19 protein-coding genes and 1 pseudogene are annotated in these 20299 nt (G+C 61.4%); 10 read left to right on the top strand and 10 right to left on the bottom strand.

The window, feature by feature from the left end; all coding sequences use genetic code 11:
- The 6 genes and pseudogenes from dnaN to EOC06_RS01950 all read right to left on the bottom strand — a co-directional run.
- Window positions 1-835: pseudogene (gene dnaN, locus EOC06_RS01975) on the bottom strand (DNA polymerase III subunit beta); the annotation flags it as partial.
- A 316-nt stretch (window positions 836-1151) separates the two neighbouring features.
- Window positions 1152-2627 carry a chromosomal replication initiator protein DnaA gene (gene dnaA / locus EOC06_RS01970; protein WP_245463546.1) on the bottom strand — a complete coding sequence of 492 codons (1476 nt, stop codon included), beginning with the start codon at window positions 2625-2627 and terminating at the stop codon, window positions 1152-1154.
- 925 nt (window positions 2628-3552) lie between these two features.
- On the bottom strand, window positions 3553-3819 hold the full coding sequence (gene rpsT, locus EOC06_RS01965; RefSeq protein WP_013533694.1) for a 30S ribosomal protein S20: 267 nt from the start codon (window positions 3817-3819) through the stop codon (window positions 3553-3555).
- 182 nt (window positions 3820-4001) lie between these two features.
- A complete protein-coding gene (locus tag EOC06_RS01960) occupies window positions 4002-4775 on the bottom strand; it encodes an enoyl-CoA hydratase (protein WP_027161752.1) in 774 nt (257 codons plus the stop codon).
- Between the two features lie 132 nt (window positions 4776-4907).
- Window positions 4908-5798, bottom strand: coding sequence for a bifunctional DNA-formamidopyrimidine glycosylase/DNA-(apurinic or apyrimidinic site) lyase (gene mutM, locus EOC06_RS01955; protein WP_128306950.1), 891 nt, complete (start codon window positions 5796-5798; stop codon window positions 4908-4910).
- Window positions 5791-7032, bottom strand: a complete 1242-nt coding sequence (locus EOC06_RS01950; RefSeq protein ID WP_128306949.1) for a phosphopentomutase — start codon at window positions 7030-7032, stop codon at window positions 5791-5793. The genes mutM and EOC06_RS01950 overlap by 8 nt, the downstream gene beginning before the upstream one ends.
- A gap of 142 nt (window positions 7033-7174) precedes the next feature.
- On the opposite strand from EOC06_RS01950, the gene EOC06_RS01945 reads away from it, so the two are divergent.
- Window positions 7175-8095: a phosphate/phosphite/phosphonate ABC transporter substrate-binding protein gene (locus EOC06_RS01945; protein WP_164898432.1), complete on the top strand. Its 921-nt coding sequence runs from the start codon at window positions 7175-7177 to the stop codon at window positions 8093-8095.
- Window positions 8096-8131: 36 nt separating this feature from the next.
- Here the strand turns inward: EOC06_RS01945 and EOC06_RS01940 are convergent, their stop codons facing one another.
- From EOC06_RS01940 to EOC06_RS01930, 3 genes are all read right to left on the bottom strand, one after another.
- A complete protein-coding gene (locus EOC06_RS01940) occupies window positions 8132-8749 on the bottom strand; it encodes a TadE/TadG family type IV pilus assembly protein (protein ID WP_128306968.1) in 618 nt (205 codons plus the stop codon).
- Window positions 8750-8787: 38 nt separating this feature from the next.
- A complete protein-coding gene (locus EOC06_RS01935; protein ID WP_127295250.1) occupies window positions 8788-9369 on the bottom strand; it encodes a TadE/TadG family type IV pilus assembly protein in 582 nt (193 codons plus the stop codon).
- Between the two features lie 137 nt (window positions 9370-9506).
- The gene (locus tag EOC06_RS01930; protein ID WP_013533687.1) at window positions 9507-9929 is read right to left on the bottom strand and encodes a pilus assembly protein N-terminal domain-containing protein; all 423 of its coding nucleotides are present in this window, start codon (window positions 9927-9929) and stop codon (window positions 9507-9509) included.
- Between the two features lie 332 nt (window positions 9930-10261).
- Here EOC06_RS01930 and EOC06_RS01925 point away from each other — a divergent pair, with 332 nt between their 5' ends.
- The 9 genes from EOC06_RS01925 to EOC06_RS01885 all read left to right on the top strand — a co-directional run bounded on the left by EOC06_RS01925 (window position 10262) and on the right by EOC06_RS01885 (window position 19344).
- On the top strand, window positions 10262-10444 hold the full coding sequence (locus EOC06_RS01925) for a Flp family type IVb pilin (protein WP_063171181.1): 183 nt from the start codon (window positions 10262-10264) through the stop codon (window positions 10442-10444).
- A 170-nt stretch (window positions 10445-10614) separates the two neighbouring features.
- Window positions 10615-11133, top strand: coding sequence for a prepilin peptidase (locus EOC06_RS01920; RefSeq protein WP_128306967.1), 519 nt, complete (start codon window positions 10615-10617; stop codon window positions 11131-11133).
- Window positions 11134-11351: 218 nt separating this feature from the next.
- Window positions 11352-12164, top strand: a complete 813-nt coding sequence (gene cpaB / locus EOC06_RS01915; protein ID WP_127295258.1) for a Flp pilus assembly protein CpaB — start codon at window positions 11352-11354, stop codon at window positions 12162-12164.
- Window positions 12161-13681 carry a type II and III secretion system protein family protein gene (locus EOC06_RS01910; protein WP_127807955.1) on the top strand — a complete coding sequence of 507 codons (1521 nt, stop codon included), beginning with the start codon at window positions 12161-12163 and terminating at the stop codon, window positions 13679-13681. The genes cpaB and EOC06_RS01910 overlap by 4 nt, the downstream gene beginning before the upstream one ends.
- Before the next feature lie 14 nt (window positions 13682-13695).
- Window positions 13696-14409: a CpaD family pilus assembly protein gene (locus EOC06_RS01905; protein WP_127807954.1), complete on the top strand. Its 714-nt coding sequence runs from the start codon at window positions 13696-13698 to the stop codon at window positions 14407-14409.
- A 38-nt stretch (window positions 14410-14447) separates the two neighbouring features.
- Entirely contained in the window at window positions 14448-15737 is a 1290-nt protein-coding gene (locus tag EOC06_RS01900; protein WP_127327690.1) for a CpaE family protein, read from the top strand.
- 29 nt (window positions 15738-15766) lie between these two features.
- The gene (locus EOC06_RS01895; protein WP_127270234.1) at window positions 15767-17269 is read left to right on the top strand and encodes a CpaF family protein; all 1503 of its coding nucleotides are present in this window, start codon (window positions 15767-15769) and stop codon (window positions 17267-17269) included.
- 29 nt (window positions 17270-17298) lie between these two features.
- Window positions 17299-18312 (top strand): type II secretion system F family protein, encoded by a 1014-nt coding sequence (locus EOC06_RS01890; RefSeq protein WP_128306947.1) that lies wholly within the window; start codon window positions 17299-17301, stop codon window positions 18310-18312.
- Window positions 18313-18321: 9 nt separating this feature from the next.
- Window positions 18322-19344, top strand: coding sequence for a type II secretion system F family protein (locus EOC06_RS01885; protein ID WP_127321199.1), 1023 nt, complete (start codon window positions 18322-18324; stop codon window positions 19342-19344).
- A gap of 84 nt (window positions 19345-19428) precedes the next feature.
- Here EOC06_RS01885 and EOC06_RS01880 read toward each other — a convergent pair whose 3' ends face one another.
- A complete protein-coding gene (locus EOC06_RS01880; protein WP_127269472.1) occupies window positions 19429-20250 on the bottom strand; it encodes a tetratricopeptide repeat protein in 822 nt (273 codons plus the stop codon).
- Window positions 20251-20299 lie beyond the last annotated feature (49 nt).

Raw genomic sequence — 20299 nt, 5'->3', positions numbered from 1 at the left:
GTTAGGAAGAGATGGTCGAGACGCGATCGACAGCGGCGGCAAAACTCTGGCGGTCGATGATCAGCTTCTTGTCGTTGCCGGTCGGAATGACCCGCTGATAGTCGGGGAAGGTGCCGTCGATCAGCTTCGAGGTCAAAACCACGCTGCCGATCGTGAAGCGGATCTTGGTGTCCGACAGTTCGGTGGTGACCGCGACATCCGGATCGTCGACGAGCTTCTGCAGCTCGCTCACCGTCTTGCGCGGAATGATGATGCCCGGCATGCCTTCGGAACCCGCTGGCGCATCGATCTCGGCGCGCGCCAGGCGGTGGCCGTCGGTCGCTACCGAGCGCAGCTTCAACTTGCCGCCGACCTCATGCGTGTGCAGATAGATGCCGTTCAGGTAATAACGCGTCTCCTCGGTGGAGATGGCGAATTGGGTCTTCTCGATCAGGCCTTTCAGGGCAACCGAGTCGAGACGGAAGATATGCGAGAACGATCCGGCCGAGAGCTCCGGGAAGTCGGATTGCGGCAGGCACTGAAGGCGGAAGCTCGAGCGGCCGGACGTCACCGTCATGGCGTTGCCGTCCTCGTCCGTCTTCAGCATCACCTCGGCGCCATCGGCAAGCTTGCGCACGATGTCGTAGAGCAGATGTGCCGGGACTGTCGTCGCCCCGCCGCGCTCCACCTTGGCGGGTGTCGCTTCGGTCACCTCGAGGTCGAGATCGGTCGCCTTCATTTCAAGGCTGGCGCCTTCGGCGCTGAGCAGCACGTTGGACAGGATCGGTATGGTGTTTCGCCGCTCGACCACACGATGGACGTGGTTGAGCGACTTCAGGAGATTTGACCGTTCCAGGATAACACGCATGACGAAACAGGCTCGCTTGAATGAATGACGGGTCACCAGTGAGCGGCGTCCCGCGAAAGGTCTGAACAGGCTCAGAATCTGCGTAAACTGACAGGAAAAAACCAGCAAACGCAAGCCCGCGCCAACGGTTCAGGCCGGCTACGCGGGCTTTCTGGGGATAACGCGCCCGAAGTCCGCGAGCCAGTGTCGTAAAACCGAAATCCAGATCGCTTCCAGGCGGCGCCACGAGCCCGATCCAGGCCCAGCGCCGCACTGGCAAGCCATTGAATTCCGGTATTGTTCCGGCTCAGCCATCCCCGGAGGATCAGGCCTGGTCGTTGATCAACCGCCTCAGAAGCTCAAGTTCCTGCGCCAGCGTGTTGTCGTTGCCGGAAAGGTCCTCGATTTTGCGCACGGCATGCAGCACCGTGGTGTGATCGCGGCCGCCGAAACGCCGTCCGATCTCGGGTAGCGAGCGCGGCGTCATCACCTTCGACAGGTACATGGCGACCTGCCGCGGCTTGACGATGGTGCGCGTGCGCCGGTTGGACAGCAATTCGGTCTTCGACACATTGTAGTGACGCGCCACGATGCGCTGGATGTCCTCGATACGGACACGCTTCGGCTCGCCGGTGCGATAGATGTGGCCGAGGATTTCGTCGATCCGGTCGATGGTGATCTGCGGCTCGAAGGATTGACGGAACAAAAGCTGATTGAAGGCGCCTTCCAACTCGCGTCCGCTGCCGGTCACGGTGCGGGCGACGTGATTGAGGATCTCCTCCGAAATGTCGAGCGATGCGTCGTCCCCCCTGGCCGTGGCAAGGCGCAATTTGAGCATGCCGAGGCGCATGGCAAAATCGGGCGCCGACATTTCAAGCGCGACACCGCCATTGAGGCGCGAACGGACCCGCGGTTCGAGCGATTCCAGTTCCGATGGCGGCCGGTCGGCGGCGACGACGACCTGCTTGGCGCTGTCGAGCAGCATGTTGATGAGGTGGCAGAATTCATGCTGGATCGACTTGCCCTGCAGAAACTGCATGTCGTCGATGATGAGCAGGTCGATGTCGCGCAGCTGTTCCTTGAGCGTCAGCGCGTTGTTGTCGCGGATCGCGGTGGCAAAGCGCCACATGAAATACTCGGCCGTGAGATAGACGACGCGCGACTTGGGGTTCTGCTTCAGCGATTCCGCAGCGATGGCCTGCAGCAAATGTGTCTTGCCGAGCCCGACGGTTGCGTGAAGGAAAAGCGGATTGAAGCGCACTGCGCTCGATTGCGATTCCGCTACCGCCTTGGCGGCGGCGAAGGCCACCCGGTTCGACGGTCCCTCGATGAAGGACCCGAACGTGTAGCGCGGATCGAGCGGCGACCCCAGCACGTTGTGGCGAAATTCGCTCTCGATCGGTGTGCCCGGACGCGGAGCCGGTGCGCGCTCCACCCGGCTGGGGCTGACTGTGCCGGCGGCAAGTGCCGTCTGCGTCTGCCGTGTCATCTTGCTGCGTGCTGGCGTTACCTCTGGCTCGGCCTGGCTGCGTCCCTGACGGGTTGCCGTGCGCACGACGATGTCGATCTTGAGGAGATCGGCATCCTCCTGCTTCCACAGCTCTGAAATGAGGTCGAGATAGTGGCCGTTGATCCATGAACGCAGGAAGGCGGTAGGCACGGAGATGCGGACGATGCCCTTGGAAGCCTCGGCGACCTTCATGCGGCCAAACCAGCTCGAATAGACTTCGGTTCCCAGGCGCGCCTTCAACTGGGTCTTGACCCGGTCGAATTTCTGTTCCGCGTCGCTGGACACCGCCATGTCGTTTGCTCCGATCAAAGTTCCAGGAAATGGGAGGTCGCCCGTAAGTTCCCTTTCAATGCCGCTCTGCATGATCTTTTCCTTGTCCTTCCGTACCTGTTTTCCACCGGGGATGCGCCTCCTGCATCCGGTTCCGGCGACCTAAGTCTTTGCTACGATGTCCGCTGCCGCCGCCGGCAGATGAACGTCGCCCATTATCCGCGGGAACCGGTGCCGGCCCATGGAAGCCAGTCCGCGTTGGGTATGTCAGGGCAATACAACACCGCCCGGCGAAAAGAGCGCCGGCGCGCCGTCTACCTGCCATGTCTAGTTACGCCAGTCCCCTACCGTATCGAAAAAGACAAACCAAAGCCGTCCGCGGACTTGATCCGCGTTGCAAATCCCGCCAATTTAAGCTGGCCGATTCAGGCTTGGGTTAAGAGCCAGAGCCCGTCCCTTTCGATAGATCGACACTACCGAAATCGCTGTGGATAGGGCAAGGCCACGTCTAACGGATTTTTAAGGAATCTGGTTAGTGGAGGCGGGTTCGAGTGGCGTGCCGCGACGGCACATTTTAACAAAGCCATTGTGATTCAAACCCTTTTCCGGCGAATATGAAAAACCGGGCGCTGGCAGAAATATTCTGAAATAATTCGCTTGACAGCGACTTCTCCCCGATCGGGCCGGTCCGGTGTGGACAAGCTGTGGATCACCATCTGTAAGTCACTGAAAAATATAAGCTATTTCTGACAGTTAAGAATCTTTAGGTCGGCCGTTTCAAGCATGCCGATCACCAGCAGGCATGCATATGCCGGCAAACTATTCCTAATTGTGAAATGCCGCATAAGACGCCGTTTCCGGACATTCTTTTTAAGTGCTTGCCGGCAAACGAAAAAACCCGGCACAAACGGCCGGGTTCGAAGAACGTCAGTCTAGGCAAGTAATGTCAGGCCGACAGTACCTTGACCCGCTGAGCCAGTCGCGACACCTTGCGGGACGCCGTGTTCTTGTGGATCACGCCCTTGGTCGCGGCACGCATCAATTCCGGCTCCGCGATCTTGAAGGCAGCCTGTGCGGCAGCCTTGTCACCGGAGGCAAGCGCCTCTTCGACCTGGCGGATATAGGTGCGGACGCGCGAGCGGCGGTTCTTGTTGATCGCTGCGCGGCGGACGATCTTGCGCGTTGCCTTTTTGGCCGAGGATGTATTGGCCATGATGCCTCTCTTCTGATCTGGTCGGCGCATGCGGGATGCCGCAGGGCGCAAAAAACAAACGGGCAGCCACGGGGCCGCCTCGGTTGGTGCGGCTTATAGTTCAGCTTTTCCGGCGCGTCAACGCTGCCCGGCCTTCTTTTTGGCGGCCAGCAGCCATCTTCTTCGCAGCCAAGGGATTGGCGTCAGCGGTTGGTGAAATTCGGCTTCCGCTTCTCGGCAAAGGCCGCCATGCCTTCCTTCTGATCGTCCAGTGCAAACAGCGAGTGAAACAGCCGGCGCTCGAACCGCAATCCCTCGGCAAGCGTCGTCTCGAAGGCGCGGTTGACAGCCTCCTTCGCCATCATCACCGATGGTAGCGAGAAAGCGGCGATCTTGGCCGCGGCCTTCAGCGCCTCCTCGACAAGCTCGCCGGCAGGCACGACCCGCGACACCAGGCCAGAACGCTCGGCCTCGGCGGCATCCATCATCCGCCCGGTCAGGCACATGTCCATCGCTTTCGACTTGCCGACGAAGCGGGTCAGCCTTTGTGACCCGCCCATGCCTGGAATGACGCCGAGGGTGATCTCGGGCTGGCCGAATTTGGCCGTGTCGGCGGCGATAATGAAATCGCACATCATCGCCAACTCGCAGCCGCCGCCGAGTGCATAGCCCGCCACTGCCGCGATAATAGGCTTTCGCGCTCGCGTCAGTTCCTCCCAGCCGACGAAGAAGTCTTGGGCGTAGGCGTCCGCGTAGGAGATGGACTGCATCTCCTTGATATCGGCGCCGGCGGCGAAAGCCTTTTCGGAACCGGTGATGACCATGGCGCCGATACCTGGATCGGCGCTGAACCCGTTCACGGCCGCCACCACCTCGGTCAGAATCTGCGAATTCAGCGCGTTGAGCGCCTGCGGCCTGTTCAGCGTGATCAGCCCGACCTTGCCGTGCGTCTCGGTGATGATCGTCTCATAGGTCATGGCTGCTTCTCCTTGCTCACGCTCGCCTAGAGCGGTTCATCGTTTCACGGAAACGCAGAACCGCTCCATCTCTCTGTCTTGACGCAATTCCGAACGGGAAACCGTTCCCACTTTTCCTGGAATTACTCTGACTCATCGCTGACATGTCCGGCAATAAAAGGTCGATCGGCCGCTCTGCACGATCCGTTCGATGTGACCGCCGCAGCCGGGCTTGGAGCAGGCCTCGCCTTCGCGGTCGTAGACGGCGAAGGCGTGCTGGAAATAGCCCAGCGACCCATCGGTCTGCATATAGTCCCGCAGTGAGGAGCCGCCGGCTGCGATCGCATCCGATATCACCGAACGAATGGCTTGCGCGAGGTGTTCGCTTTGGGCCTGGGCTTTCTTTCCGGGCCTGGCGATCGTGCCCGCCTCGCGCAGCGGCGACAGGCCGGCACGCCACAACGCCTCCGACACATAGATGTTGCCGAGCCCGGCGATCAGCCTCTGGTCGAGAAGCGCTGCCTTCAGCGGTGATCGCCGCCCCTTCATCAATGAGGCAAGCAGCGCACCGTCCAATGTGTTGCCGGTTGGCTCGACGCCAAGTCCAGCCAGCATCGGATGAACGTCCGGCAGCCCTTCCGCAAACAGCATGAAGCCGAAGCGGCGCGGATCATTGAAGATCACGCGGGATCGGGCACCGGCCGGAGACACGACATGGAAGACGACGTGGTCGTGATTGGAGCTCTTCGAGCGGTCGTGCCGGAAGATGCCGGGCATGTCGCTGCCATCGGCCGTCTCAATGCGGAATGAGCCCGACATGCCGAGATGGCAGATCAGCACGGGCCCGCCTTCCAGGTCCATCGTCAGATACTTGGCCCGGCGGCCGAGTGCCGTGATCGTCTTGCCGGTCAGCCGCTGCGCGAATTTCTCGGGAAATGGAAAGCGCAGATCCGGTCGGCGCGCCTCGACGCGGGCGATGGTGGCGCCTTCCAGAACCGGCTGCAGCCCGCGCCGGACGGTTTCGACCTCCGGCAATTCAGGCATGACCGCCGATCGCCGTATAGAAAGAAGTGCCGTAGCGTCCGGGCGCCAGCCCCAGATGCTCGGCCACGGTCTCGCCAATGTCGGCGAATGTCGTTCTCAGTCCGATGTCGCCGCCCTTGAGACCCGGTCCAGTGCCGATCACCGGAATGCGCTCGCGCGTGTGATCGGTCCCGCCCCAGGTCGGGTCGTTGCCGTGGTCGGCCGTCAGGATGAGAAGATCGCCCTGCCGCAGCCTCGCAAATGCCTCCGGCAGCCGCAGGTCGAAGGCCTCGAGCGCGGCAGCATAGCCTGCGACATCGCGGCGGTGACCGAATTCGGTGTCGAAGTCGACGAAATTGGCGAAGACGAGGTCACCGTCGCCGGCATCATCCATCGCACCCAGCGCCTCGTCGAACATCGCCATGTTGCCTGCCGCCTTGCGCACTTGCGAAATTCCGCGATGGGCGAAGATGTCGCCGATCTTGCCGACGGCGATGACACGGCTGCCACGCGCCGTCAGCCGGTCGAGCAGGGTCGGTTCCGGCGGGGGCACGGCGTAGTCATGACGGTTGTATGTCCGTTCGAAAGTGGCGGTGGTTTCGCCGACGAATGGCCGCGCGATCACCCGTCCGATCCTCAGCGGGTCAACCAGCCTGCGCACCACCTGGCAGAATTCATAAAGCCGGTCGAGGCCGAAATGGACTTCATGCGCGGCGATTTGCAGGACCGAGTCGACCGACGTGTAGCAGATCGGCTTGCCGGTCCGGATGTGCTCCTCGCCGAAGCGCTCGATGATCTCGGTGCCCGGCGCATGGCAATTGCCGAGAATGCCCGGCACCTTGCCTTCGCGAATGATCGCCTCGGTCAGTTCGGCCGGAAAGGCCGGAACCGTATCCGGGAAATAGCCCCAGTCGAGGCGCACCGGCAGGCCGGCGATTTCCCAATGACCGGATGGTGTATCCTTGCCGCTCGAAACCTCCTGTGCGGCGCCGTGAAAGGCAGTTGGGAGCAGATCCGCCCCGCTGTTGGCAAACCCCAGTCCCGTCGCGGTTTCGGCGGCCTTGCCAAGCCCGAGCGACGCCATGTGAGGGACAAACAGCGGTCCACTGCGAAGCCCTTCGCGATCCGCACGGCCCTCCGCACAGGCCTCTGCGATGTGCGCGAATGTGTTGGCGCCGGCGTCACCGTAGCGGTCGGCGTCGGCCGCGCCGCCGATGCCGAAGGAATCCAGAACGAAGAGGAAAGCGCGCGCCATCGAGTTGTTGCCAGTTTGACCGACCAGACATAGGGTTCCGCGACTTCATTGGCAATTCGGAAACCAAACGGCAACGGCTTGGCGTGATAGTCCAGTGCACGGGATGGGCATGGATCGAGGACAACAGACTGTGGTTCCTGTCATGAGGGTTGCGTTAAAGACATATGCCGCTCTCATGCTGGCGCTCGTCGGGCTCTGGTCCAACCCGGCGCATGCCGACTGGCGCGATGATATCGGCACGTTTCGTATCGGCATCGTTGCCGAGCCAGGCGCCGGCAATGCCGTTCCGGGGCTGGCACTGTTGACCGACGCCTACACCAAGGCCTTGGGCATGAAGGTCGAGTTTGTCGTTGCCCGCAACTATGCCGCGCTGATCGAGGCGCAGGCCGATGCCCGCATCGAATATGCGATCTATTCGGCCACCGCCTATGCGACGGCTTCGCAGCGCTGCTTATGTATCGAGCCGCTTGTCGCTCCGGTCGATTCAGACGGCGCGATCGGCATCCGCTCCGTTCTGCTGACGCGAGACGGCAAGCTGCCTGCCCTGGCGGCGATGGACCGCCATCGTATCGCCATGGCGCCTTCGGACAGCGTCGGCGGTTCTCTCCTGCCATTGGCGGCGTTGGCGGCGGAGGGCCGCAAGATCGCGGAAGATGCACAGTTTTTGGTCCATGCCGATTCGGCCGCGGCGGCCGAGACGATGCTGGTCGACGGCAAGGCCGATGGCCTGTTCGGCTGGGTGACGGCCGCTGCCGACGGCCCGCGAGAACCGTCGGGCACGCAGGCCAGGCTGGAGGCGGCAGGGCTCTCGGTGACGGCGCTTCGGATCGTATGGACGTCGGGCCTGTTGAGATACGGCCCCCATGCGGTCCGCAGCGATCTCGACCCGGAAGCCAAGCGCAGGCTTGCCGTGTTCCTCACCAACCTCAAGTCGACGACGCCCGATATCTACGATCTCCTGGAATCGAGACATTCCGGCGGCTTCGCTCGCGTGTCGCCAAAAGATTACGAGATGGCCGCTGCTATCGTGCGCTTCGTTTCGGACCGTGAGCCGCAGCAATAGCTGGAGCGGCCCTGCGCAGGGCCTGGCTGGTTCTGTTCAACAGTCGCTGCAAGGGATCGTCACGCTTCTGCGGGGGCGCAGATAATAGGTTTCGCCCATGGTTATGTTGCTGAAAGCCGAGGTCAGTCCAAGCTTCTGTTGACTGCTCGCGCTCCACGCGATGACCGGCGTATAGCCGAGGTTGCTTTCGACGCGGATGAGAAAAGTGTTGGCGACCTTGAGCGACGCTGGGACCGTTGTCTCGGTGGTCGCGGCGGCGCCGGCGCTGGCGACGCTGGCGACCAATTTGCGTGACCAAACCACCTGTGCCTTCGTCGCATCGGACGTAACCTGTATCGCCGTGATGGTGATGCTAGGGGGCGAGCGGTTGTAGGGCTGAAGGGTGACGCTGCCGATCTGCATGATGGCGTCGACATCCGCTTTGAGGACGCTTGTCTGCTGGGTAACGAGATCGGCCACCATGCTGCCGATACGACTGACCTTCTTGCTGGTCTCGATGGCTTGCGACGCTTCCATTGTGAGGAAGTACATGATCAGCAGAATTGGCATGATCAACGCGAATTCAACCGCCGCGATGCCACGGCGATCGGACCAGAATCGACTTGCTTTCCGCCAAACTCCCGTAATCATAAGATGTGGCCCCGCACGCATCATGCCCATTGCCCTTTTCTTATACCGCTCGTGCATTCCGCTCAGTTGTCGAACGGCTCGTTCTGCCAGGTCACCGATGCGAAATGCAGGGTCTTGTTGCCGCCCATCGACTGCGCCAGCAGATCGGTCATGATCGGCCACTTGTAGAAGACCCGAAGCATGTTCCTCGACTCCGCCGCCCCCGCTGTCACTGAGAAGGATTGGGTCGCGGTGCCTTTCGTCAGTACGACATCGCCGTTCTGGATCTTGAAGCCAGCCGTGGCCGCATCGGCGAACGATGTATATTGGCGAAGATCCACCAGCAGTTGATTGGGACAATCCTGGGAGACGATGATCTGCAGTTTCGTGCAGATCATGTCCCGCAAATTGGTTCCGGCAACGTCGGCCGCCCTCAACTGGCCGGTGCGCAGCTTGCGCGCGACATCGTCGGTGACGTTGGCCATCACCTCCTGGCCGGCAAACGAGATGCAGCTTTCCAGAATGGCAAAGACAAGCAGCGCAAAGGGGACCGAAAGGATCGCGAATTCGATTGCCGTGGCGCCGCGCCGGTCACGAAGGAAGCGGGCGAAAAACCTTGGGCGTCTCACTTTGTGGTCGCCTGCGCGGCCGAATTCCTTGCTCATGTCCGATCCTGCCGATCTCTATGCGGTCTCGGAAGGAGCATTAGCGCCAACCGATTGAGGTCCGGTTTGGATGATCGTTAAAGTCGGCGCAGGCCTCTTAACCAGACAATAACCGGAACGGCAGTCGGCAACGCCACCTATCGGCTGACGCTCATCTCCGCTTCCGAAGACTTCTCCGCCTCGCTCTTGTATGAGCTTTCGCAATAGGGTGTGCACGACATCGTCTGGATTTCGGCGCGCCGATAGATGCGCACTGACGAGGCGGCTTGCCGCACCACGGTAACCTGCTCGTCGACGATGGGGCTGCCGTCCGTATCGAGCACGACCAGATTGGTGACCCCGAAGCCTTTGCCGGTGAGCACGATCGTCGAAGCGTCCTGCACCGAAGCGTCGGCGATTGCCGGGTTGCCGACCACGATGGTGTCTGCGGGACGCGACAGTTTGACGATCTTGGCCTGGTTCATCGTGACCTCGATGCCGGCGCCGGCCATGGCGGGCGCGACGAAGCTCGAGACGGCAAGAAGCGCGGCAATCAGGATTGACGATCTCGGCTGGGCCATTGAGGCGCTCCACGCAGGCGGACTGATCAACGGAACATGAACGAGATTGGTGAACCAACGGTTAAGCATGCGATGTTGCCAATCGTGCAATGGCCGCCAAGGGCGCCCGCGACGCGCGGTCCGGTCGGGTCGCAAGCCTACCAAATCCGGTCTGGAAGGCTCAGCGATACATTAGCCCGAGGTTAACCACGCAATATGTTCGAACCGGGAAAGGAATCGGTAAGGCTGTTTCTTAAGCCGATCGAAAGAGCTTCTCCCTAGATTGGCAGCATCCGATCAACCATCACAGAAGTTGACGGAAGTGCTGTAACACGTGGAGTAGGAGCTCTCGAATGTCTAATCTCATCGCACGTTTTGTGAAGGACGAATCCGGCGCGACCGCGATCGAATATGGTCTGATCGCCGCTCTCATCGCGCTCGCCATCATCACTGGCGCCGGCACGCTCGGCAATGCGCTGAACGCCAAGTTCACCAACATCGGCAGCACCCTGAACGGCACGCCGAGCGGCAGCTGATCGGCTTATCGCCGAGCATTTAGATTGCGTTCTGGAAAAGGGCCGCCGCGTGGCGGCCCTTTTTCTATGCCGCTGGCGATATAGGTCGTCTTTCGTTCCTAGCCTCATCAATCGTTAATCGAACATGCTTAGATTGAGCCCCATGAAATCGGACAATAGGCGTGGCGCCGATGCTTGAAGCCCTGATCTTCGTCGTTTTTCCGTTCTGCATGCTGTTTGCCGCGATCTCCGACATGCTGTCGATGACGATCGCCAATCGCGTGCCGGTGCTGCTTGTCGCCGTTTTTGCGCTGGTCGCGCCCCTGACAGGCATGGACTGGGCGGCCTATGGCGGACATTTCGCCGCCGGCGCCCTGGTCCTGGCCGTGACGTTCGGCCTGTTTGCGATGGGCGGCATGGGCGGCGGCGACGCCAAGCTTCTGGCCGCCACCGCGATGTGGATGGGCCTCAATGTCAATCTCGTGGAGTATCTTGTCGCCTCGACAATCATCGGCGGCCTGCTGACGCTGGCGATCATCCTCTACCGGAAGTCGCTGCTTGCGGCCGTTACCGGCCAAAATCCGTTTCTGCGCCATTTCGCCGACGAGGCAAAAGGTGTTCCCTACGGTGTTGCGCTCGGCCTTGGCGGCTTGCTGACCTATCCGGATTCGCCCTTGATGGCATGGGCGCTTGCCAGGCTGGCGGCCTGAGCGCGATCTTATTTTATTTTATTGTCAGTCAGCATTGCCGAAACCCCGTTCTGAACAGGGCTGGCCCGCCCATTTTGGCCGGTCAGGCCACATTCCGGCTAATTTATGTAAACCTTAAATTAATCACGATCGTAAGCATTACATTAACCTTGTTTTGACGATTGCCGCTGCAAAGTCCGGCTTGGCTACGTGGTTTGCCAGGGCAAGGGTTCGGACAAATGCCAGCATCGCGATTGATAATTCTGAGCGTGGCGGTGGCCGCGGCGGGTGGCGCTGGCTATGTCGCGAAGAACATGGTGGCACCGCCGCCCCAGATCGTCGTCGATTCCGGCCCCCAGGCCCCGGCGGTGGCCCTCCAGGATGTGCTTGTGCTTTCAGGCGACGTTCCGATGGGCAGCCCGATCCAAAACAACATCGCCTGGCAATCCTGGCCCGCCGACGGCGTCAACGCGAATTTCATCACCCGCACCGCCGAGCCCGAGGCACTGGACAAGCTGAAGAGTTCCGTTGCCCGTGTGGCGATGTATGCCGGAGAACCGCTGCGGCGGTCCAAGCTGATCGGCGAGGGCCAGAGCTTCATGTCGTCGATCCTGCCTTCCGGTATGCGGGCGGTCGCCACGGCCATCTCGGCCGATACGTCGGCCGGCGGCTTCATTCTTCCCAACGATTTCGTCGACGTCATCATGACCCGCAGGGCCGATGCTGCCAGCGGCGCCGCCGGCTTCAACACCGAGACCATCCTCAAGAACATCCGCGTCCTGGCCATCGATCAGACCATTCAGGAGGACGAGGAAGGCAAGAAGACCAGGGTGGGTCAGACCGCCACGCTGGAACTGACGCCCAAGCAGGCGGAGATCATCACTGTCGCCCAGCAGATGGCGGATCGCCTGACCCTGGCGCTGCGGGCGGTCGCGGACACGCAGGAAAAAAATCTGGGTGAGGCCGACTATCTCGTTTCCGGCAATGGCCGCAGAGGAACGGTGAGGCTGATCAAGTCGGGCGAAGTTTCCGAAGTGGGAGCAAGGAAATGAGGCTAGGTGGCAAACTGCCGGCAATTGTAGCCGCGGCATTCGGCCTGCTGCTCGTCGGATCGAATTTGCAAGGCAGCGTCGTCGAGGCAAAGAACGCGCAGGTCACGGCATCGACGGCCACTCAGCGCGTCAAGCTCGGCCTTAACAAGTCGGTGGTCATCGACCTGCCGAGCGATGCCTACGACATTCTCGTCGCCAACCCGGCGGTTGCCGATGCTGTGACCCGCACCGCGCGGCGCATCTATCTGTTCGGCAAGGCGGTCGGCGAGACGAACATATTTGTCTTCGGCCCGAATGGCGAGCAGATCGTCAGTCTGGACCTTGCCGTCGAACGCGACGTTGCCGGCCTTGAGGATTATATCAGGCGCTTCCTGCCGACGTCGGCCGTCAAGGTGGAACTGCTGAACGACAACGTCGTTCTCACAGGAACCGTGGATACCCCGCTGGATGCCAAGCGTGCCGAACAGTTGGCAAACATGTTCGTGTCGGGTGGTGAGGCAACGACGGGACAATATTCGCAGACCGCGGCCGGCGGTTCGGCCCAGAGCGGTGTCGACATCAACAATCCGGACCAGGAGCGCCGCACCAGCCAGATCGTCAACCTGATCCAGATCATTGGCGATGACCAGGTGACGCTGAAGGTGACGGTCGCCGAAGTCAGCCGCTCGGTGATGAAGCAGCTCGGCGTCAACATGGTTGGCAGCGGCGGCAGCAACGGCATTAGTTACGGCGCAATCAGCGACAACTTCACGGGTCTCGGCAAACAGCTGTCGAATTCCGGCTTTCAAATCGGCGCTTCAGGACTGCAGGCTTATGTGAACGCCATGGAGCAGTCCGGGGTGATGAAGACCTTGGCCGAGCCGACCTTGACGGCTGTGTCGGGCGAGAAGGCAACCTTCAAAGTCGGCGGTGAATACAATATGGTCACGGGTGTCTCGGCAAATGTATCGCAAGACAACCAGACCGGCCTGAAGACCTACAGCGTCGAAAAGATCGAGTACGGCATCGGCCTGGAATTCCAGCCGGTTGTGTTGTCTCCCGGCCGCATAAGTTTGAAAGTCAGGACGTCGGTTTCCGAGCCGACAACCGAGGGATCCGTATCGTTCTCCTCAGGCGTGACGAGTCCCGGAATGAATGCCCTGTCGCTGCGCAAGCGCCTTGCCGACACAACGGTGGAATTGCCATCCGGTGGCTCCATGATGATCGCCGGCCTGGTTCGCGACGACGTCAGGCAAGCCGTCAACGGATTGCCTGGACTGACAAAGATCCCGGTGCTTGGCGCGCTCTTCCGTAGCAGGGATTTCGTGCGAAACGAGACCGAGCTCGTCATCATCATCACTCCCTATCTGGTGAAGCCGGTGGCGCGCAACGACCTCGCCAAGCCGGACGACAATTTCAACGCCGCCAGCGATGGCGCCGGCATGTTCCTTGGCCGCGTCAATCGCGTCTACGGCACCATGCAGACCGACAAGCCCAATGGCCGCTACCACGGCGTTGTCGGCTTCATCTACAAGTAAGCGGGGAAGCGGACATGTCTCAGTCAGCATTGAAGGCAAGCACCATCGCCGCAACGACCCGGCGAGCCGTTCCTGTCCTGGCGGTTGCGGTGGCGGCGCTGCTCGCCGGCTGCGCCCAGCGCGACAGCATCACGGTCGGCGCCATTCCGGACGATTACCGCACCAACCATCCGATCGTCATCGCCGAGAAGAATCAGAAGATCGACCTGCCTGTCGGCGCCGGTGACCGCGGCATGACCGGCTCCCAGCGCGATACGCTTCTTGGCTTCCTGGATGGCTATGACAGAAGTGCCGCCCCGACGCTGACGATCCAGGTCCCGAGCGGATCGGCCAACGAGGTTGCCGCGACCACGGCGGCCCGCGATTTCGCCCGGCTGGCGGTTGCCAGCGGCATCAAGCGCAATCGGATTGTCGTGACCTCCTATCAGTCCGCCTCCGCCGAAGCCTCTGCCCCGATTCGCGTTGCTTATATCTCGGTGAAAGCCCAGACCGATAAGTGCGGCCGCTGGCCCGAAGATCTTATGGAGACATCGGAAAACAAGCACTATGCCGACTTCGGCTGCTCCTATCAGAACAATCTTGCCGCCCAGATGGCCAATCCGGCCGACCTGCTCGGCCCGCGTAAATCTGCCAATATTGATCCGGCAAATCGTAGCCAAGCCATCGATGTTTACCAAAAGAGAGGCATTTCGGAAGAGTTCCTCGGCAATTCGGAAGTGACGTACTGAGCCGCCTATCTCGGATAGAACAGGCCACGGGAAAGAGCATGACGATGAGCAACCTTGCCTACGACGCCCCGGTGGACGGCAGCGATACCTCGCAGCAGGACATCGCCGCGATGCAGGCGTTGCGGCCGATCCCGCGCATCTCGATCCAGGCATTCTGCGAGACCGAGGGTGTTGCCAACCCGGTCGAGCGCGCCGGCGAGGACCGCCGCATGACGAAGGCGCATCTCAAGGTCCATATGGGCGGCGTCCCCACTGCCATCGAATTCTACCAATCGGCGCCGACGCCCAACCTGATCCTGCTGGAATCGCGCAGCGAGCCCAAGCAATTGCTGGAGCAACTCGCCCAGCTCTCGGAATATTGCGATCCGACGTCGAAGGTGGTGGTGATCGGCCACTACAATGATGTCGGCCTCTACCGCGAGCTCATCCGCAACGGCATTTCCGAATATGTGATCGCTCCGGTCTCGATGGCCGACATCGTCAGCGTGGTGTCGTCGATTTTCATCGATCCGGAAGCCGAGCCGCTCGGCCGCTCGATCGCCTTTGTCGGCGCCAAGGGCGGTGTCGGCTCCTCGACGATCGCCCACAATGTGGCTTGGGCGATGTCCTCCCTGTTCAAATCCGAAGTGGTCGTCGCCGATCTCGATCTGGCTTTCGGCACCGCCAACATCAATTTCGACCAGGATCCGGCGCAAGGCATCGCCGAGGCGGTGTTTTCACCGGAACGCATCGATGAAGTCTATCTCGACCGGCTGCTGACCCAGTGCGCCGAGCATCTGTCGCTGCTCGCCGCGCCTTCGACGCTCGAACGGGTCTATGATTTCGATCCCGAGGCCTTCGCGCAGCTTATCGACACCGCCCAGCGCAGCGTGCCGCTTCTGGTGCTCGACGTCCCGCATGCCTGGACGGGCTGGACCAAGAACACCCTGGTCAAGGCCGACGAGATCGTCATCACCGCGACACCGGAACTCGCCAATCTGCGCAACACCAAGAATCTCGTCGATATGCTCAAGCGGCTTCGTCCCAATGATCCGCCGCCCAAGCTGATCATCAACCAGGCCGGCGTGCCGAAGCGCCCGGAGATTTCGCCGTCCGATTTCGCCGAGCCGCTCGGCCTGTCGCCGATGTCGGTCATTGCGTTTGATCCGTTGCTGTTCGGCAATGCCGCCAACAACGGACGCATGCTTGGCGAAATGGATGCCAAGAACCCGGTCGTCGCGATGATCAACGAAATGGCGCATGTGCTGACCGGGCGCAGCGAAATCAAGATCAAGAAGAAGGCCGGGCTCGGCAGCCTGCTCGGCAAGCTCTCGCGCAACAAGAAGTGACGCTTCAGCAGTGGAATCGGTAGTCGATCATGTTTGGTAAAAGAGGCAGCGACGACGGCAACCGGTTCACGCCGGAATTTCGCCAGCCAGCACCGGCGCCTGTTGCGCCGCCGGCTGCAAGTTCCATGGACACAGCGGTTCTGACCCGGCCCACGGCGGCGCCAAGCGCGCCTGTCGCGCCGCCGGCGCGCCGTGCGGTCGAGGCACCGCCATTGGCGCCTGAGCCGAAGCGGGCACAGCGCGAAAAGAGCGAAACTTATTACGATACCAAGAGCCAGGTCTTCTCCGCGCTCATCGACACCATCGATCTGTCGCAGCTTTCCAAGCTTGACCCTGAAAGCGCGCGCGAGGAAATCCGCGACATCGTCAACGACATCATCGCGATCAAGAACTTCGCAATGACGATCGCCGAGCAGGAAGAGCTGCTCGAGGACATCTGCAACGACGTGCTCGGCTATGGGCCGCTCGAGCCGCTGCTCGCCCGCGACGACATCGCCGACATCATGGTCAACGGCTCCAGGAACGTCTACATCGAAGTCAACGGCAAGGTCGAACAGACCGGTATCCGCTTTCGTGACAATCAGCAGCTCCTCAACATCTGCCAGCGTATCGTCAGCCAGGTTGGCCGCCGCGTCGACGAATCCAGCCCGATCTGCGACGCGCGCCTTCCCGACGGCTCCCGCGTCAACGTCATCGCGCCGCCACTCTCCATCGATGGCGCCACGCTCACCATCCGCAAATTCAAGAAGGACAAGCTGACGCTCGATCAGCTGGTCAAGTTCGGCGCCATCTCGCCGCAGGGCGCCGAAGTTCTCAAGATCATCAGTCGTGTTCGCTGCAACATCGTGATCTCGGGCGGCACCGGTTCGGGCAAGACGACGCTGCTCAATTGCCTGACCAACTATATCGACCGCGAGGAGCGCGTCATCACCTGCGAAGACTCGGCCGAGCTGCAATTGCAGCAGCCGCATGTGGTGCGCCTCGAAACCCGCCCGCCCAATCTGGAGGGCGAGGGTGAGGTGACGATGCGCGACTTGGTCAAGAACTGTCTGCGCATGCGGCCAGAGCGCATCATCGTCGGCGAAGTGCGCGGACCCGAGGTGTTCGATCTTCTGCAGGCGATGAACACCGGCCATGACGGCTCGATGGGCACGATCCACTCGAACAGCCCGCGCGAATGCCTCAACCGTATCGAATCCATGATTGCCATGGGCGGCTATTCGCTGCCGCAGAAGACAGTGCGCGAAATCGTCGTCGGTTCCATCGACGTGATCATCCAGGCGGCGCGCCTGCGCGACGGATCGCGCCGCATCACCCACATCACCGAGGTGATCGGGATGGAAGGCGACGTCATCATCACGCAGGATATCGTCCTTTACAACATCAAGGGCGAGGACGCCAACGGCCGGCTGTTGGGTGAGCACGTATCGACCGGCATCGGCCGTCCGCATTTCTGGGAGCGCGCACGCTATTACGGCGAGGAGCAGCGTCTCGCCATTGCGCTCGAGGCGATGGAGAAACGCGCTGACTGACGCATGCTGGGGTGTAAGGGTTCGGGCCAATGTTTGGAATTGACGGCACAGTACTGGCGTTTGTCGTGCTCGCCGGCTTCAGCGCCGGCGCCGTCGCTTATGCATTTCTGTTCACCCGCATCAGCAACGAGAAACAGGTCGGCAAGCGGCTCGAAACGATCAGGACCGCCGAGACGGATCGCTCCGTCGTCAAAGCCTCGCGCGACCGCGTGGCGGAAGCCGTCAAGAGGCGCAAATCGGTTCAGGATTCTCTTAACGAACTCGACGCCAAGCAGAAAACCAAGGACAGCCGCGTCAAGAAACCGCCGCTGAAAGCCCAGCTTCGTCAGGCCGGCCTCAAGACCACCATCGAGCGTTTCTATATATACTCCGCCGTATGCGGCATCGTTTTGACGATTGTCGCCTTTGTGGCCGGAGCCCCGCTGATCGCCTTGCCGGGCGTAATGTTGGCCGGGGGGCTGGGCCTGCCGCGCTGGTTCGTCACGTTTCGTCGCGCCCGCCGGGTCAAGGCATTTCTCAACGAATTTCCAAACGCGCTCGACATCATCGTGCGCGCGGTCAAATCCGGCCTGCCGCTGAACGACGCCGTGCGCCTGATCGCCAACGAATCGCCCGAACCCGTGAAGACCGAGTTTCGCCGTATCGTCGATTCACAGCAGATGGGCCTCTCTATCCCCGACGCGACCTTGCGCATGCCTGAAACCATGCCTTGCACCGAGGCAAGCTTCTTCGGCATCGTTATCCAGATACAGTCGCAGGCCGGCGGCAATCTCTCCGAGGCGCTGGGCAATCTTTCGCGCGTGCTTCGCGATCGCAAGAAGATGAAAGCCAAGGTCGCGGCGCTGTCGATGGAAGCGAAGGCGTCCGCCGCGATCATCGGCGCGCTGCCCTTCATCGTCGCCTTTCTCGTCTACCTGTCGAGCCCGGCCTACCTGATGCCGCTCTTCAACACCAGTGTCGGAAACCTGATCCTTGGTTGCTCTGCGGTCTGGATGTCGATCGGCATCCTGGTGATGCGCAAGATGATGAACTTCGAAGTCTAGGATGCTGGCATGACCGAGCAAGTCATCAAGACCCTGACGGATCCGAGCTTCCTGATCGCGATGCTGGTCGCGATAGCGGTGTTTGCGACCGTCTTCACCTTGCTGCCGGCGTTTGGCGGAAACCAGCTCAAGTCACGCATGAAATCCGTTGCGCTGGAACGCGACGAACTGCGTGCGCAACAGCGCGCCCGGCTTGCGGTCGAGGCCGACCGCCGTCGCAAGGGCTTGCGCGAGGAACAGTCGATCGGCATGCGCAACATTGTCGACCGGCTGGATCTGAGACGCGCGCTCGCCGATGAAGGTACCTTGCAGAAACTCAAGGTGGCCGGCTTTCGTGGACAGAATCCGCTGACGCGGTTTCTTTTCTTCCGTCTCGTGCTTCCTTTTGTCGGTTTCGCGCTGGCCGCAATCTACATCTTCGTGCTCGGAGGACTGCCCGACAAGCCATTGGTCATCAGGCTGTTCGTCTGCATCCTCGTTGCTTACGGCGGCTTCTACGCACCGGTCATCTACGTCAACAACCGCGCCACCAAGCGCAAGCAGTCGATCCAGATGGCATGGCCGGATGGGCTCGATCTGATGCTGATCTGCGTCGAATCGGGCATGTCGGTGGAAGCGGCACTGCGCAAGGTCGCCGACGAGATCGGCGCGCAATCGGTGGCGCTGGCGGAAGAGTTCATCCTCACCAACGCCGAGCTTTCCTACCTGCCGGAGCGCAAGCAGGCCTACGAGAACCTGGCAAGCCGCACCGGCCTGGATTCGGTCAAGTCGGTGTCGCAGGCGCTCGTCCAGGCCGAGCGTTACGGCACGCCGGTGGCGCATGCACTGCGCGTGCTTGCCGCCGAAAGCCGCGACATGCGCATGAATGCTGCCGAGAAGAAGGCCGCCGCCCTGCCGCCAAAGCTCACAGTGCCGATGATCCTGTTTTTCCTGCCGGTGCTCTTCGCCATCATCCTGGGTCCCGCCGGCATTCAGGTCAGCCAGCGCGGTATCTTCGGCGATCATCCGGCGCCGGCAACAAACGCCCAGTAGCGGCAAGGCAAATTCCTGCATTCCCTCAAACGAAGAAGCCGCGCATGCAGCGCGGCTTCTTCGTTTGGCATCGGGATTGTGGTCTCAGTTGGTCGCGGATTTCGGCTTGTCCTGGTCCTTGAGCTGGCTCCAGGCATTCTGCTGGGCCAGCATCTGCCTGAGATAGGCGACGTTTGCCTGCGCCTGTTCGGGCGAGAGCTCCTGCGAGGCGATCTTCTCGGCCTCGTCGAACCGGCCTTGCAGGCCGACGACCAGTGCCAGGTTCTGGCGGACGCGGCTGTCCGCATTCGGCTGCTGCGCGGCCGAGCGCATATAGGTTTCGGCGGTGCGCAGGTCACCTTCCAGCACATACGACATGCCAAGATTGGAGAGCACGGAAGGCTCGTTCGGCTTAAGGTCGAGCGCCTTGCGGTAAAGCTGGCGCGCATCGTCCTTCTGGCCGGTCTGGTCGAGGATGGCCGCTTCGGCCGACACCAGCTTCCAGTCGGGATATTCCGGTGTTTGAGCGCGGCGCACGGCGTCGAGCGCCGCCTCGAACTGGCCATTGGCGGCCAGCGCCTTGCCATAGGAGGCAAGCACGTCACGATCCTTGGGCAAAGCGATGGCGAGTTTGCGCATCACAGCCAGCGACTGGTCGGCGTCGCCATCCATCTGCAACGCCGCCGCATAGTTCGTCGCCATCCGCTTGTCGTTGGGGTTCTTCGCGTAGGATTGGCCAAGTGCACCGGTGGCATTGTGCAGTTCGCCGGCCGACATGCTTTCAAGCGGTTTGCCGCTGGTGCGTGCGATAGAGCCGGTGGAGAGCTTGTCGGTTCCGCAGCCGGCGACGCCGGCCGCCAGCGCCAGCACAAGGGCCGTGGTGATGAGCCGTTTTCCCCTGGCATTGATCCTGCGGTTGGTCGGCATGGCCACCTAAGCCTCCATTCGTGCGCGGCCATTGCGTGGCCGTCTTCCC

This window comes from Mesorhizobium sp. M7A.F.Ca.MR.362.00.0.0 (assembly GCF_004023175.1).
Lineage (GTDB): Bacteria > Pseudomonadota > Alphaproteobacteria > Rhizobiales > Rhizobiaceae > Mesorhizobium.
Note: the sequence above shows the minus strand (reverse complement) of the source record. Positions and strands in the feature narration are given on the sequence as shown.

Bases quoted from the DNA above. Each gene is read 5' to 3' on its own strand.
- dnaA (WP_245463546.1), bottom strand. From the start codon at position 2,627: ATGGCGGTGTCCAGCGACGCGGAACAGAAATTCGACCGGGTCAAGACC.
- rpsT (WP_013533694.1), bottom strand. From the start codon at position 3,819: ATGGCCAATACATCCTCGGCCAAAAAGGCAACGCGCAAGATCGTCCGC.
- EOC06_RS01960 (WP_027161752.1), bottom strand. From the start codon at position 4,775: ATGACCTATGAGACGATCATCACCGAGACGCACGGCAAGGTCGGGCTG.
- mutM (WP_128306950.1), bottom strand. From the start codon at position 5,798: ATGCCTGAATTGCCGGAGGTCGAAACCGTCCGGCGCGGGCTGCAGCCG.
- EOC06_RS01950 (WP_128306949.1), bottom strand. From the start codon at position 7,032: ATGGCGCGCGCTTTCCTCTTCGTTCTGGATTCCTTCGGCATCGGCGGC.
- EOC06_RS01945 (WP_164898432.1), top strand. From the start codon at position 7,175: ATGAGGGTTGCGTTAAAGACATATGCCGCTCTCATGCTGGCGCTCGTC.
- EOC06_RS01940 (WP_128306968.1), bottom strand. From the start codon at position 8,749: ATGATGCGTGCGGGGCCACATCTTATGATTACGGGAGTTTGGCGGAAA.
- EOC06_RS01935 (WP_127295250.1), bottom strand. From the start codon at position 9,369: ATGAGCAAGGAATTCGGCCGCGCAGGCGACCACAAAGTGAGACGCCCA.
- EOC06_RS01930 (WP_013533687.1), bottom strand. From the start codon at position 9,929: ATGGCCCAGCCGAGATCGTCAATCCTGATTGCCGCGCTTCTTGCCGTC.
- EOC06_RS01925 (WP_063171181.1), top strand. From the start codon at position 10,262: ATGTCTAATCTCATCGCACGTTTTGTGAAGGACGAATCCGGCGCGACC.
- EOC06_RS01920 (WP_128306967.1), top strand. From the start codon at position 10,615: ATGCTTGAAGCCCTGATCTTCGTCGTTTTTCCGTTCTGCATGCTGTTT.
- cpaB (WP_127295258.1), top strand. From the start codon at position 11,352: ATGCCAGCATCGCGATTGATAATTCTGAGCGTGGCGGTGGCCGCGGCG.
- EOC06_RS01910 (WP_127807955.1), top strand. From the start codon at position 12,161: ATGAGGCTAGGTGGCAAACTGCCGGCAATTGTAGCCGCGGCATTCGGC.
- EOC06_RS01905 (WP_127807954.1), top strand. From the start codon at position 13,696: ATGTCTCAGTCAGCATTGAAGGCAAGCACCATCGCCGCAACGACCCGG.
- EOC06_RS01900 (WP_127327690.1), top strand. From the start codon at position 14,448: ATGACGATGAGCAACCTTGCCTACGACGCCCCGGTGGACGGCAGCGAT.
- EOC06_RS01895 (WP_127270234.1), top strand. From the start codon at position 15,767: ATGTTTGGTAAAAGAGGCAGCGACGACGGCAACCGGTTCACGCCGGAA.
- EOC06_RS01890 (WP_128306947.1), top strand. From the start codon at position 17,299: ATGTTTGGAATTGACGGCACAGTACTGGCGTTTGTCGTGCTCGCCGGC.
- EOC06_RS01885 (WP_127321199.1), top strand. From the start codon at position 18,322: ATGACCGAGCAAGTCATCAAGACCCTGACGGATCCGAGCTTCCTGATC.
- EOC06_RS01880 (WP_127269472.1), bottom strand. From the start codon at position 20,250: ATGCCGACCAACCGCAGGATCAATGCCAGGGGAAAACGGCTCATCACC.